The following is a 12593-nucleotide window of genomic DNA, read 5'->3' on the forward strand; positions in this document are numbered from 1 at the left end:
TGAACGCTATAAACCTTGAACCCTATAAACCTTGGACGTACTGAGCGTTAGTTCGAACTTCTACCATCTGCTCTAGGTTCTGTTGTGAACCTTCAACGCCGTCCAGTAGTGCTTCGAAATGCTTGATAAGCTCAACTTTGTCTTTCACTTCTTTAGAACCCGCACCGATGTTGGTTAAGTCAATGAAGAACTCATCGAACAGACCTGAGAAGTCAGTTACTGCATCATGGTTCAAGAACTGCTCGTGGTTATAAATGCTTGGGTAGCCACCCTTCTGTTTATCAACCGCGAAAGAGATGCCTTTCACGTTGGTAATCGTGGTCGCTTTCTCACACTTCAACATACAACCCGCTTCAATGCTTGGCTTGTTACAACCTACCGTTCTTTGGAAGAAACACTGACGGCTAGTCATCATCAAGATTGGGTGGTAAATGCTGTAGAACAGTTTGAAGTTCTCGGGGCGACGAATATGACGAATCTGACCTTTGTTGATCTCGTTCGAAATGAATGCGCCGGCACAGTTCAGCTCTTCTTTCAGAGTAACCAGTGCGTGAGAGTTGGTTGTGTTCATGAACGGGCCTGCAACCCACTCAATTCCCATCTCGTAAGCTTTGTAAGCAATACCCGTGTTGTTGGTTACGATGCGAGCAGGCTTGATCTCTTCAAGAATACGAACCGCTTCGTCGTAATCTTTACCGATCAATACCGCTGGGAACCAAGGAATCAAACGTGGGTTTGCTGCCAAGATGTCGATGTACTTGTTACAACGCTTCTTGAAGCTTTCTGGAAGTTTGAAGTAAACATCCGCGTCAGTCACGTCACACAGGTGTAAGTCTTCTACATCGGCGATAAGCATCGACATAGTCGGCTTCTCGTTCACTTTAGGGTGTTGAGGCAGTGCTGGCACTTCAACGTGCTTAATCACTTCCACAGAGCCGTTCAGAATGAAGTCGATCTCGTCTTTCAGGTCCGAAACTTCTTTAAGAGGAATCAGCAAACCTGCATCCACTTCACTGAAGTCGTGGCTTTCTAGCGTGTGAACCGCACTCTTCACGTTTTTGAATCGCTTCTCAAGTAGCTCTTGAGTGATCGCCTTCTCTTCAACCGCTTTCAATAGCGATTTAGATTGAAGGGTAAAGTTCTCTTTTGGCGTGTTCACAGTCACCGTAAATGGTTGACCCACTTTTGCGCTGAACGACAGGGCTACTGGTGTCTTGCGAATATCAAGGAACTCGATCTTGTCACGCATTTCGTTACCAAGAACGTCTTTCGCTTGGTGAAGTTCGTTGGTCACTTCTTGAATCTGTACCACTGAGATTTCGTTGTTCTGCTCCGTCGCTTTCTCAACAGCGTAGTTCATGCTGTTGTCGCGCGGGTTATCGATGAACATGTCTTTCGTTAGGTTGCCCTTTAGGAAAGAGTTGGTGAAATCACGGTTGAATACTTTGTGCAGGTTCGAATCGTCTTCGATCAACAAACCACTTTCTACAAAGCTATCAATCTGTTTACGCCATGTGTCGACCACAGTGTAAACATAGTGTGCGCCTTTAATACGGCCTTCTACTTTCAATGAGTCGACTTTCGCGTCAACCAATTCAGGTAGGTCGTAGTAAGCTGAGTTATCTTTAAGGTTGAGTGGGAACTTGTTGCCCGCGTTGGTGATTTCGTATTCATCACGACACGCTTGGCTACAACGACCACGGTTACCTGAGTTACCCACACTTACTGAACTTGAGTAACATTGACCAGAGAATGCGATACACAGAGCGCCGTGTACGAACACTTCGGTTAGTACGTCGTGATCGTGTGCCACTTCCGTCAGCATCTTGATTTCAGGCAGGTTCAACTCACGAGACAAGTTAACGCGCGTCGCGCCAATCTTAGACAAGAACTTGATCTGGCCTTCGTTGTGCGTAGTTAACTGAGTCGACGCGTGAACGTCTAATGATGGGAAATGCTTCTTAACTAGGTTGAATAAACCCAAGTCTTGAACAATGATGCCATCCACTTTGGTGTTCACAAGCTGGTTGAGCAGTTTGGTGATGCTCTTAGTCTCATGCTCCAGTAGCACAACGTTAAGAGTCAGGAACACTTCACAGCCGTATTCATGAGCAAGGCGAATCACACCATTCAATTCGTCTAACGATAGGTTAGAGGCTCTGTTACGAGCGTTGAATGTGTCTAAACCACAATAAACTGCATTAGCACCCGCTACGATGGCGGCTTTTATCGCTTCTACATCGCCACCTGGGGCTAATAACTCAATTTTTCTGCTCATTTTTGAAGTCGCTCACTTACTTATAATTTTTAAGCCGCGTATTCTACCCACATCACGATCTCTTTACCACCGTACAACACTTTTCAAACTAAATGACCTCAATAATGCCGAACGAATCCGATCTACCTATCCTTTATTCTTTGCGCCGTTGCCCTTATGCAATGCGCGGACGAATGGGCATCGCACTATCACAACAAAAAGTGTTACTTCGAGAAATCGTTACCAAAGACAAGCCTAGCGAACTATTGGCCAGTTCGCCAAAAGGAACAGTCCCTGTATTGGTGTTACCCAACGGGCAAGTCATTGAACAGAGCTTAGATGTGATGAACTGGGCACTTCAACAAAATGATCCTCAAGATCTTCTACGTTCAAGCAATCCAACGCTTAGCGAACAAGTTCAGCAGCTCATTAAAACCAACGATGAAGAATTTATTGGTCACTTAGAAAAGTATCGTGCATCGGTGCGTTACCGAAACATCGATGTTGAACAACGCCGACAAGCCTGCGAAACCTTCATTAAGCAGTTAGAAGTGCGACTCACCGATCAGCCCTACTTTTTTGGAGAAACCCCAAGCTTGGCCGATTTTGCGGTGATGCCTTTTGTCAGCCAGTTTGTGCGAGTCGAAAAGAAGTGGTTTGTGAAATCGGAATATCAAAACGTAGGACGTTGGTTAAGAGCACATCTCGAAAGTAAGCTCTACACCCAAGTCATGAAGCAATACCCTTTGTGGAATGAAACCAAGCAAGATTGTCTTTTTGGATGACTTAAGAGAATTTTGGGTGATTTAAGGGTATCTGGGGTGATTTAGGGGAATTCAGAGTTAGATAAAGCGTGGGTATTAAGGTGATTACGTGACGCTGTATCTTCTTTGTAATGAGCAGATATTCAAAGGCTTAGCTGTCTATTTACCGATAACTACTGTCTCTTAACTAGCGACCACAGTCTAAGCTAAGCCTTTTGTTCATTTCAAACTGATCACTGAATCGCTATCGAAATCTCGACTTCAGTTTCACCTTTGTAGAATTCAAAGTCTGTCGTGTAAGTTCTCTCATGTGGGCAGTCAGCAGCGTTGAAATACGCCCACACTTCACCCCATAGGTCGATCACAGCTTGTGGTAATTCACCTTCAGCAGAAAACGTTAAGTACTTACCCGCTTCTATTTCGGTTTCTACAAGTGCATCTAAGTTCTGATCCGTAAGTGCATTAGTACACGCGATAACATCAAACTCGCCCGTAAAGTCAGACTCGTAATTGGTGTAGACACCATACACTTTTGAATCCGGGGTTAATTTTGGAAATGCTTGGTCAAAAAAGCCCTGCCACAATTGCCCTATCTTGGCTGTTGCTGGGTCCATCTCATCCGTATTGGTGGTTCTTACTGAAAAACCATACGCCTTCACGGCTTCAATCATTTCTACTTTCATTCGTTTTATTCCTAAGCCAATCGACGCGTAACTCTATTAAATTTTTAAATAATCTTAACTAATCTTGTATCTCTTTATGACCACACTTTTCACAGACAAGGTGACGAGAAAACTCATCCATTGACGCGATAAACGGACCAAGGAACCAACCTTTTATCACGCCTGTCCAAAATTCGCTTCGCTTTTGGTTAGGTTTATCTGCAAACGCATTCTTCTTACGAACCAATATAACGACATGCTGTGTCTCTTCTCGGCACTCGGTGCAATAGCGTTGCTCTATCGTGTTATTCATTTGACAACCTATGACGCTTTAAATGAGACATGCTGAAAGTGAGGGTTGTCGACACAGACATCCAATGTCGCTATTTGAGTTAATACGACAAGTTGTTGCTCGCCTTGAATACTGACTTTAATGCACTCTTCACGGCTGTCATTGCGCTGGGTATCTAACCCGACACATTCAATCTGCTCGCCAGACTTCAGCGTTAACTTGATTGGGTATCGGTGCATACACACAATCTCAATATAATCGTAATCGTTGCAACTAATCATAATACCCCTCCAATTCATCTACCACGCTAATGCGACATGCCATACTATGCAATATGCATATAATCAATCATTTACCTAAATCACATTGATGGTCGTCCGTAACTAAACCTACTTTCGAATTCGGTTTAATCAAGCTTTCTCATTCACGTTTCTTTTACTCACACCTGATTATTCTTTCATTGTTAAATAATAATCGAGAACAAAACAATGAAAAACATCAACCATTTACACGTGTTAGCTTTCTTGGGTTTAGTCGCTTCAATGATGGCGTTTAATGCGAGTGCTGCCTCAGAAGTCGATGCGAGTCACTTCGCCAATGGCAAAACCAAATATCGACAGCTTTGTCAGGTGTGTCATGGCGACAAAGGTCACGGAGACGGGCCTACTGCCGCTTCATTACCACACAAGCCCGCTAACATTGCGAATAAACTGAGCGGCTTTTTTGCCAGTCCAAGTTCTTTAGCAGATGACATTTTAGAAGGCGATGTAGAGCAAGGCATGCCTGCGTGGCAAGGTGTGATCACCAAGCAAGATGCTCTGGATATTCTGACGTACGTAGAACTGATCCAGTAGTAAACGCTGTTCCAATCGCCTTTTGAACAGATATCTCGGTTAATACTCCCCGTTCTATTGCGCTATCTATTTGATTGATTACACTCAATTTAATGGATAGTGAATAATACGGAATGTTATGACCTTTAACCCCCTAGCACTAAGTAGCCTGATACTTGTTTCTACGACGACACACGCCGTCAGCTTTATCGATGAAATTGATGGCCAACTCGATATGGGAGAATACCTCGCAGAAAATGCCTACGGTTTTCTTCCTGTTCCCATTCTCATTACTGAGCCTGCGGTAGGATACGGTGGCGGCTTCACCGGTATCTTCATGCACGAATCTGAAGAGCAAAAAAACACGCGTAAACAACTCGCCGAAAAATCCATCGATGGCGGCGCGCAACTTCTCACCCCTGCAATCACTGCGGTTGGCGGCTTTGCGACAGAGAATGGCACTTGGATGGCGTTTGTTGGTCACAAGCGCAGCTGGAAGGAAGATTCAATACGCTACCTTGGTGGTTTGGGTTATGGCGATATCAACATGACCTTCTATCGACAAAGCTCTCCGAACGCCTTGGCTCCACTCGAACCAAACGAAGGTGTGGAACTAGGGCTAAAAGGCATGGGCGGGATACAGAAACTCCAATTTAGAGTGCCCGACACCCAATGGTTACTTGGGTTCTCTCAACAATTCTTCGCACCCACTCTTTCACTCAATAATCATCCTAAAGCGCAAGAGATCTTAAACAACATCGGTAACACGTCACCGACCTCTTCTGGTTTAGGTTTAATCGCCGAATACGACAGCAAGAACAGCTTCTTGAATCCGACGCAAGGCTACAACTATGTCGCGGAATACCTATGGTTCGGTGATGCGATTGGCAGTGATTACACCTATCAAACATTCAATTTAGAAGGGTTGAACTATTGGGAGTTAAACAAGGAGTGGAACTTAGCATTGCGAGGACAATACAAATCATTATCGACCAATGAACGCGTGCTTTCTCCTCAATATTACCCAGACATTGAGCTGAGAGGTATCGCCCGTAATCGTTATCAAGGTGAACACACCGTCGCGGCAGAAGTTCAAGTAAGCAAACAATGGACACCACGTTGGTCAACTGCCGTGTTTACGGGGATTGGCTATGCGGGTGACAGCGATAAAGACATGTTTGATCAAAACTCACACGCGGCTTACGGCGTCGGTTTCCGTTACCTTATCGCAAGACGCTATGGTTTGATTTCAGGGATTGATATTGCGTTCAGTGAAGAAGACACCGCACTCTACTTCCAAGTCGGTGCGGGTATCTAATTCATTAAGCTGCCCTTAACCGATGAGACAAAGCGCACTGGGAACAGTAATTACTTGAGCGCTTTCCAGTATTGATAAAGCCCATCGATATCTGAAGAACACATCAACGACATTGCGCCTTTGATCTGTTCTTCGCTCCACTCCCACCATTTCATTTCTAGCAAGTGAGCGATTTCAGTCTCATTGAAACGAAAACGGATGTGACGCGCAGGGTTTGAACCAACAATCGAGTATGGCGCGACGTCTTTAGTCACAACCGCTCGACTTGCGATGATGGCTCCGTCACCGACCTTAACACCACTCATGATCATGGCTTCTGTGCCAATCCACACATCGTTACCAATCACGGTATCACCCGAGCGTTCAAAGCCGTCTATCGCACCTTCAAACTTCTCATCGTCTTGATAGAAGAACGGGAAGGTACTCACCCACTGATTTTGGTGGCCTTGGTTGCCCGCCATCATGAAGACTGCGCCAGAACCAATCGAGCAGTAGCTGCCAATGATCAGCTTATCGATGTCGGTTCTATCCGGTAATAGGTAACGCGCACAGTCATCAAAGCTGTGGTTATGGTAGTATCCCGAGTAATAGCTGTGCTCGCCCACGATGATGTTTGGGTTGGTCACTTGTTCTTTGAGTGACTTTCCAACAAACGGGCTCTCAAAATAGTTTTTCATGTTTGTACTCTTAGTTTCGTTCTTTTAGTTAGGTACTTGTGTTGCGTGTTTATGGTTTAAACTGGTTTATCTGAGTGTAACTTGTTTATCTTAGTGTAAAGGCAAACGCGCCCTATCGACCGCCCGCAATATCAATAAACGAGCCGGTGACATACGAAGCTTCGTCTGACAATAACCATGCGATAGAGTTCGCGACTTCTTCTGGTGTGCCGCCTCGTTGTAACGGTAACTGCGAAGCGAGTCTGTCTACGCGATCTGGCTCTCCGCCGTCTGCGTGCATCTCTGTATAAATACAACCTGGCCTTACGCCATTCACTCGGATATTGCGTGAAGCCAATTCAAGCGATAAGCCTTTAGTAAGAGAATCCATCGCACCTTTCGATGCTGCGTAGTCCACATACTCAAACGGTGCGCCTGTTCGAGAAGCGGCAGACGATACATTCACAATCGAACCCGCGCCATCGGCTTGTTTGATAAAGGCTTTACTGCACAGAAAGCAGCTTGATACGTTGGACTTCATCACTTTTTCAAAGCGATCCAATTCAATATCAACCAATGGTGACTGGATAAACAAGATCCCGGCATTATTGACCAAGTGAGTCACTGGGCCTAGCTTATTACGAGCAATCTCAAATAAGGATTTCACGTCCGATTCAACAGACACATCCGCACGCACGCTTATGGCGGTTCCGCCTTGTTTGCGAATTTCGTTCACTAGATCTTCAGCTCGCGACTCATTGTGTATGAAGTTAACGCATACAGCATAGCCTTTACTGGCCAACAATTTAGACGTTGCTGCGCCAATGCCTCGGCTTCCGCCGGTTACAATCACTACCTTGTTCAATGAAACCTCCTAATGTTTACTTTTTCTGTGCAAGCTGATTGTTCGATACAAACTTATCGTATCGACACAAACTAATTGTTCGACACAACCTGAACCCATTGCGATCGCCACGCCGGCGCTTCGAATGGGTCTGGCCAAAACTCAGTTTGCTTTTGAATAAAACCATCAACCACCGTGTGAAAGGTAATCACTCGGCCTTTCAACACACTGTCAGTGACCGAAACGTCCGTTACTACAGTATCACCTTCACAGACAATTGAATTGAGCGCGAACTCCCAAACACCATTAGCTGGGTATTCAGCATTGACTGCCGTGAAGTTGTCGCGCCCTACCGTCAATTCAGACGACTGAGGCCAATAGCCTTCAAAATCTGCGGCTAGCCATTCACTCGCCTTTGCAAAATCATTACTGCGCATTGCATCCCAAAATCCTAATACCACTTGTTTTGGTGTCATTATTCTTCCTTAAAGTCATTTACGTGTGGTGATTTTTAAACGTCGGCTTCGTTATGTGTACTTAGATTTCTATGCGTACTTGCTAATGATCGTTAAAAGATCATCGACACTGTTAGCAATGTAGTCCGGCTTGGTTTGCCAATTTTCAGGCTCCGATCGGCTATAACCTGCGGCCACGGCAATCACTTTTGCATTGTTACCCAGCGCGGCTTCAATATTGCGAGCAAACTGTGTGTCCGCTTCATGGTCACCGATATACATCAAACAAAGCTCGTTGGTATGATCAACGCCAAATATGTTCTCGACACATTTCACACCACCAAATGGATGGGGTTTTTGGTTGCCGTTCGAGACATCGTCATAGCCCACGACCGATTTAAACAAATCGCCGATGCCATAGCTGTCGAGTACACCACGAATATTCAATTGAGAGTTTTGAGAGCAGATCCCATGTGGAAGATGAGCAAACTGATTAACCACGGTTTCCATTCCTTCAAACAAAGCAACGGCTGTTTGGTTTTTCTCTTGATGCTCTGCCCACATTCCACCAGCGATCAACATTTCGTCATGGGATAAGCCGTAATAGTCGACATATAAGGCTTGCCAGTTTTTAGCCCCGTGGTTGGCTTCATGATAAAGCGCCTCGCTAAGCAAATATTTAGGTAAGTTGTCACCTGACAAGTGTGGCGCGACTAAAGAGATAATGTCTTTTGTGATTGCGATATTCTTTGGAACGGAATTAACTAAGGTTCCATCGTAATCCCACAGGATGGCATCTAACTTCATACACTATCTCTTTGTTTCAATTAATAATTTGAATTTATCATTCATAAGCCTATTGAGGGAAATCTTATTGTCTTGAATTTCGAAATTTGTCGAATATGAGCAAAGCTGGAGAACAAACCGTTACTAGCAAACAAAAACCAAACAGCCTTTGCTCACATCACTGCTTTATCAAATGCAATATATGCGTATAATCCCCGCTCCATTGCGCTATCACCGTTAAAAATAGCGCCATTCAACATTTTTAATGAGTACCCAATGTCGAAACTATTTTTCAAAGGCCGTATCGAAACAAGACAGAACCACGTTCTTGCTGGCTACAACGTAAACCGCGATGTAAAAGCGGGTACTGAAGAATCTCCAATCGCTGTAATGGTTCAAACTGAAGCGCGCAAAGCATCAGTTGAAGCACTAGCTGCTGAAAATACTATCTTCGTTACTGTTACAGTCGACGCAGACAAAGAAGAGAACACTATCGAGCTTGATACTCTACTGAACAAGCCAAAAACGATGACGTTTGAAAAGACCCCTAACCGTAACGATCCATGTTCTTGCGGCAGCGGTAAGAAATACAAGAAGTGTTGCGCATAAGCGCTTTGAACTGAAGAATTTAAAAACGGACCGGTAGCAATATCGGTCCGTTTTTTATACGCTAAGGAAGCTTATTCAGCGTAAGACAAACAATTAAGCGTCAGACAAACTGAAGCCACTAAACTTGGCGAAATTAGGCGTCGCCTTACTGCCACTGAACGTATAAAGCATCACACCCTGTTCACTGCCTACTAACGAATCAAACGTGATCACTTGCTGCCATTGTTGTTTTTCTAACGGACGGAAATGAGCGCTGACTTTCCCGCCTTGCTTGACGAGCTTTACCGACACACTAGATTCACTAAACAACAGACGTTCCTTGATCTGTGGCTGACCATTTTGTTCTACAACGAACACCAATGACCGCTCGCCCATGAACATCTCTTTGCTCACTTTAATGTAGTTGTCGTTATCCCAGTAAATACCTAAGCCGGCTTGTTCAAATGAACGGTTTGGATCTAATTGAACCGTCACTTCTGTGTTGTAATCCGAGCTAGATACTGGATGAACGAAGATATTATCAACATCAGCTGAACCCGCACCAAAGATATTGCCCTCTTGCACTTGCATCGTCAGCACGCCGTCTTCCAAAGACCAATGTTCCGGATTTTCATTTCTGATTCGCCAGTTAACGAGGTTATTCATGTTATTAGTCCTTCCTGCTAGATCATGCGTTGACGGAGTTGATAAAACACATTGTCGAGTTCATCGGCGTTTTGCTTTTGAATGCGATTAAGCTCTCTTTGTACAGAATCGTACATAAGTTGGTTATCCATGTCTTTCAATGCCGCGTAGTAATGAATGCGACGTCCCAAGATAAAGTTATTCTGGTCATTCTCACTCATCATATTGAAACGGTCTATTGTCGCTAAGAACTTCGCTTTATCCTCTGGTAACTGTCCGTTCAGTTCCATCAACAAATTAATACCGTGATAGTTACCATAGTTGCCCGTCACGCTGTTTAGTTTACTGATCAGTTGATATTGTTCTTCAAGCATTTCACGTTCGCTAAGTGGCGTGAACTCTCCATTCTGCACCAGTTCATCCAGTTCGGTTCCAGACTTCACAGCAAGCGACAGAATGCGTATTTCATCTGGGTTGATTTGGTTAAGTAAAGTCGCCGTTTCTTCAACATGCTGCGCCGAATATTCTTTACCACCCAAACCAAGGATAATGAAGGTCATCATCTTCATACCGGCTTGCTTCGCGTACTCGGTCGATTTCAAAATAGACTTCGGCGTAATGCCTTTTTTCATCAGTTTCAGAACATCAATAGACCCCGACTCCATACCGCAATAAAGCATGTTGAGTCCTGCATCACAGATGGCTTTCATCTCTTCAGGCGACTTCTTAGTCATGCTTTGCGCTCGTCCATAAGAGCTGATCTGCTTTAACTCTGGAAAGGCTTGTTTGAGTGTATTCAACACATCCAGCAAATCTTCGGTATCCATAGTGAATGAATCACCGTCTTGCAGAAAACACGTCTCAAATTTACGGTTCTTATAGAACGCTTTCGCAGCCCAAATGTCTTTCTTAATCTCTTCAACGGGACGAATTGAAAACTCCATCCCCTCAAACAGCGTACAGAATTTACATTTGTTCCAAGGACAACCTTGGGTGGTGCGAATCAATAAGCTATCCGCTTCTGAAGGTGGACGAATAGGCCCTTGTTGGAACTGATACTGTGTCATTTGAATACCCAATAATTAACTATTCGCATAGGCTACTGGAAGTTTACTCAATGAAAAACACGGTACAATTTGAATTATTATCAAATAAAAACGGATAATTGAAACAGAAGAATGTTGAAGTATTAAGTAGATTAAAGGCTAATCAAGGTTGTCTGGTGTACGTAAATTGGTTCCACACTTTGTACATTTATAGTCACCGTTTCCGCCACTCGAAGATAGCGACGATAAAATCATTCCAAGCAACCCTGGCTTCTTTTCATGTTTTGGCGCTTTTTCGGCTTGGTTACTGAACATAGTGTACTTGTGCAGTGTCAGTTCCTTACAGTTACTGCAGAACGCTCTCGTCTTCTCACTTCCATACATAATATCTATCGCCTTAACCCAAAGCACAAACTAAACATATGGCAAATATGCCACACGTAGAGTTAAATCTAAATATTTTCATGAAGTTATGAGTAAGTAAGATCGCTTAAAGCAACGTGTTAGAGCTATTCTCCGACTAGCTTTTCATATAAGAAATCAATCAACACACGAACACGACGGGCTTTTTGTGTATTGCGATGGAAATACAAATAGAGCCCTACATTATCACTCCAACAATGTTCAAGAATCGGTACTAGCTCACCAGACTCAAACTCTTTCTCCACCATAGGCGTTAGTAAGCGACCTATCCCAAGCCCTTTTTTTGCTGCATCCACCATAATGTCCGTATCGTTCACCGTCATCGCCGTTTCTACGTTTACATGAACCGTATTTCCGTTATCCACCAGTGGCAATAAAGCGAGTTTGTTAGAGGTGATGAATCGATATTGAATCAACTTGTGTTGTGACAGCGCTTCGATGCTTTGGGGCGCACCATGTATCTCTACATAACTCGGTGACGCAAACAGCGCTTCTTTAAGCCTCGGAGTGATTGGCTTAGCTATCATGCCCTCTTCGACTTTGTCTCCAAAACGGATCCCCAAATCAATGCCGTTTTTCAATATATCAACGGTCGCATCAGAGATAGAGATCTCGAGTTGAATCTCAGGATAGCGTAAACAGAATTCCGCATAGATAGGCTCTATCCACTGTTTATAAGCAAAGCGCGGTACCGTGATGGATACGTGACCAGATGGATTACGGCTTAGATCAGCAACACTCTCCATTGCGGTACTCAAATCACTGATCGCATCCACCGTTCTTGTGTACAACGTTCTACCAGCTTCTGTCAGTTCAACTCTTCTTGTTGTGCGAATAAACAAAGGCAATCCAAGTTCGCTTTCAAGCGCCTTCAGAGACTGACTCACCGACGGTGGTGCGATCCCAAGCTGCCTTGCTGCGCCAGAGATTGAGCCTTCACTCACAATCGCATGGAACATCGTCAGTTGATTGTACGTTGCACCTTTCATTGCTGCTTACCCATCATTTCAATCGCTACTTTCAC

The 12593-nt window shown here is 44.3% G+C and carries 16 protein-coding genes; 4 read left to right on the forward strand and 12 right to left on the reverse strand.

Translation table 11 applies throughout. The annotated features are described in order from the left end of the window. Window positions 1–22: 22 nt before the first annotated feature. On the reverse strand, window positions 23–2278 hold the full coding sequence (locus AB6E85_RS08090) for a peptidase U32 family protein (protein WP_372142166.1): 2256 nt from the start codon (window positions 2276–2278) through the stop codon (window positions 23–25). A gap of 173 nt (window positions 2279–2451) precedes the next feature. On the opposite strand from AB6E85_RS08090, the gene AB6E85_RS08095 reads away from it, so the two are divergent. Then, window positions 2452–3042 carry a glutathione S-transferase gene (locus AB6E85_RS08095; RefSeq protein WP_372142222.1) on the forward strand — a complete coding sequence of 197 codons (591 nt, stop codon included), beginning with the start codon at window positions 2452–2454 and terminating at the stop codon, window positions 3040–3042. Between the two features lie 212 nt (window positions 3043–3254). Here AB6E85_RS08095 and AB6E85_RS08100 read toward each other — a convergent pair whose 3' ends face one another. The 3 genes from AB6E85_RS08100 to AB6E85_RS08110 are packed head-to-tail and all read right to left on the reverse strand — an operon-like array spanning window position 3255 to window position 4256. Further along, window positions 3255–3704: a GyrI-like domain-containing protein gene (locus AB6E85_RS08100; RefSeq protein ID WP_372142168.1), complete on the reverse strand. Its 450-nt coding sequence runs from the start codon at window positions 3702–3704 to the stop codon at window positions 3255–3257. Window positions 3705–3762: 58 nt separating this feature from the next. After that, a complete protein-coding gene (locus tag AB6E85_RS08105) occupies window positions 3763–3996 on the reverse strand; it encodes a hypothetical protein (protein WP_372142170.1) in 234 nt (77 codons plus the stop codon). Window positions 3997–4004: 8 nt separating this feature from the next. Further along, window positions 4005–4256, reverse strand: a complete 252-nt coding sequence (locus tag AB6E85_RS08110) for a Rho-binding antiterminator (RefSeq protein ID WP_048611134.1) — start codon at window positions 4254–4256, stop codon at window positions 4005–4007. Between the two features lie 207 nt (window positions 4257–4463). Between AB6E85_RS08110 and AB6E85_RS08115 the strand changes: the two genes are divergently transcribed. Together AB6E85_RS08115 and AB6E85_RS08120 are read left to right on the forward strand one after the other, a co-directional pair. Then, on the forward strand, window positions 4464–4829 hold the full coding sequence (locus AB6E85_RS08115) for a cytochrome c (RefSeq protein ID WP_052878388.1): 366 nt from the start codon (window positions 4464–4466) through the stop codon (window positions 4827–4829). 118 nt (window positions 4830–4947) lie between these two features. After that, a complete protein-coding gene (locus tag AB6E85_RS08120; RefSeq protein WP_372142172.1) occupies window positions 4948–6126 on the forward strand; it encodes a glyceraldehyde-3-phosphate dehydrogenase in 1179 nt (392 codons plus the stop codon). Window positions 6127–6176: 50 nt separating this feature from the next. On the opposite strand, the gene catB is transcribed toward AB6E85_RS08120, so the two are convergent. The 4 genes from catB to AB6E85_RS08140 form a co-directional block, all read right to left on the reverse strand. Beyond that, entirely contained in the window at window positions 6177–6803 is a 627-nt protein-coding gene (gene catB / locus AB6E85_RS08125; protein ID WP_248401279.1) for a type B chloramphenicol O-acetyltransferase, read from the reverse strand. Window positions 6804–6915: 112 nt separating this feature from the next. Next, window positions 6916–7647 carry a glucose 1-dehydrogenase gene (locus AB6E85_RS08130; protein ID WP_372142174.1) on the reverse strand — a complete coding sequence of 244 codons (732 nt, stop codon included), beginning with the start codon at window positions 7645–7647 and terminating at the stop codon, window positions 6916–6918. A gap of 71 nt (window positions 7648–7718) precedes the next feature. Next, window positions 7719–8102, reverse strand: a complete 384-nt coding sequence (locus tag AB6E85_RS08135; RefSeq protein ID WP_372142175.1) for a nuclear transport factor 2 family protein — start codon at window positions 8100–8102, stop codon at window positions 7719–7721. Window positions 8103–8171: 69 nt separating this feature from the next. Then, a complete protein-coding gene (locus AB6E85_RS08140) occupies window positions 8172–8888 on the reverse strand; it encodes an HAD family hydrolase (RefSeq protein ID WP_248367884.1) in 717 nt (238 codons plus the stop codon). A gap of 255 nt (window positions 8889–9143) precedes the next feature. Here AB6E85_RS08140 and AB6E85_RS08145 point away from each other — a divergent pair, with 255 nt between their 5' ends. Continuing rightward, entirely contained in the window at window positions 9144–9476 is a 333-nt protein-coding gene (locus AB6E85_RS08145; RefSeq protein WP_372142176.1) for a PBPRA1643 family SWIM/SEC-C metal-binding motif protein, read from the forward strand. 93 nt (window positions 9477–9569) lie between these two features. On the opposite strand, the gene AB6E85_RS08150 is transcribed toward AB6E85_RS08145, so the two are convergent. The 4 genes from AB6E85_RS08150 to AB6E85_RS08165 all read right to left on the reverse strand — a co-directional run bounded on the left by AB6E85_RS08150 (window position 9570) and on the right by AB6E85_RS08165 (window position 12558). Continuing rightward, entirely contained in the window at window positions 9570–10121 is a 552-nt protein-coding gene (locus AB6E85_RS08150; protein WP_372142177.1) for a DUF1349 domain-containing protein, read from the reverse strand. 17 nt (window positions 10122–10138) lie between these two features. Next, window positions 10139–11167 carry a radical SAM protein gene (locus AB6E85_RS08155; protein WP_372142178.1) on the reverse strand — a complete coding sequence of 343 codons (1029 nt, stop codon included), beginning with the start codon at window positions 11165–11167 and terminating at the stop codon, window positions 10139–10141. A 138-nt stretch (window positions 11168–11305) separates the two neighbouring features. Beyond that, window positions 11306–11530: a hypothetical protein gene (locus AB6E85_RS08160; RefSeq protein ID WP_372142179.1), complete on the reverse strand. Its 225-nt coding sequence runs from the start codon at window positions 11528–11530 to the stop codon at window positions 11306–11308. Window positions 11531–11655: 125 nt separating this feature from the next. After that, window positions 11656–12558 (reverse strand): LysR family transcriptional regulator, encoded by a 903-nt coding sequence (locus AB6E85_RS08165; protein ID WP_372142181.1) that lies wholly within the window; start codon window positions 12556–12558, stop codon window positions 11656–11658. Window positions 12559–12593: the final 35 nt, after the last annotated feature.

The sequence above is a fragment of the Vibrio sp. 10N.247.311.51 genome (assembly GCF_041467855.1).
In the GTDB taxonomy this organism is placed as follows: Bacteria; Pseudomonadota; Gammaproteobacteria; order Enterobacterales; family Vibrionaceae; genus Vibrio; species Vibrio coralliirubri.

What these genes read in the sequence shown, in the direction of transcription:
- AB6E85_RS08105 (WP_372142170.1), bottom strand. Translation starts at nt 3,996, where the DNA reads ATGAATAACACGATAGAGCAACGCTATTGCACCGAGTGCCGAGAAGAG.
- AB6E85_RS08100 (WP_372142168.1), bottom strand. Translation starts at nt 3,704, where the DNA reads ATGAAAGTAGAAATGATTGAAGCCGTGAAGGCGTATGGTTTTTCAGTA.
- AB6E85_RS08135 (WP_372142175.1), bottom strand. Translation starts at nt 8,102, where the DNA reads ATGACACCAAAACAAGTGGTATTAGGATTTTGGGATGCAATGCGCAGT.
- AB6E85_RS08115 (WP_052878388.1), top strand. Translation starts at nt 4,464, where the DNA reads ATGAAAAACATCAACCATTTACACGTGTTAGCTTTCTTGGGTTTAGTC.
- AB6E85_RS08145 (WP_372142176.1), top strand. Translation starts at nt 9,144, where the DNA reads ATGTCGAAACTATTTTTCAAAGGCCGTATCGAAACAAGACAGAACCAC.
- AB6E85_RS08120 (WP_372142172.1), top strand. Translation starts at nt 4,948, where the DNA reads ATGACCTTTAACCCCCTAGCACTAAGTAGCCTGATACTTGTTTCTACG.
- AB6E85_RS08110 (WP_048611134.1), bottom strand. Translation starts at nt 4,256, where the DNA reads ATGATTAGTTGCAACGATTACGATTATATTGAGATTGTGTGTATGCAC.
- AB6E85_RS08095 (WP_372142222.1), top strand. Translation starts at nt 2,452, where the DNA reads ATGGGCATCGCACTATCACAACAAAAAGTGTTACTTCGAGAAATCGTT.
- AB6E85_RS08090 (WP_372142166.1), bottom strand. Translation starts at nt 2,278, where the DNA reads ATGAGCAGAAAAATTGAGTTATTAGCCCCAGGTGGCGATGTAGAAGCG.
- AB6E85_RS08155 (WP_372142178.1), bottom strand. Translation starts at nt 11,167, where the DNA reads ATGACACAGTATCAGTTCCAACAAGGGCCTATTCGTCCACCTTCAGAA.
- AB6E85_RS08150 (WP_372142177.1), bottom strand. Translation starts at nt 10,121, where the DNA reads ATGAATAACCTCGTTAACTGGCGAATCAGAAATGAAAATCCGGAACAT.
- AB6E85_RS08160 (WP_372142179.1), bottom strand. Translation starts at nt 11,530, where the DNA reads ATGTATGGAAGTGAGAAGACGAGAGCGTTCTGCAGTAACTGTAAGGAA.
- AB6E85_RS08140 (WP_248367884.1), bottom strand. Translation starts at nt 8,888, where the DNA reads ATGAAGTTAGATGCCATCCTGTGGGATTACGATGGAACCTTAGTTAAT.
- AB6E85_RS08165 (WP_372142181.1), bottom strand. Translation starts at nt 12,558, where the DNA reads ATGAAAGGTGCAACGTACAATCAACTGACGATGTTCCATGCGATTGTG.
- catB (WP_248401279.1), bottom strand. Translation starts at nt 6,803, where the DNA reads ATGAAAAACTATTTTGAGAGCCCGTTTGTTGGAAAGTCACTCAAAGAA.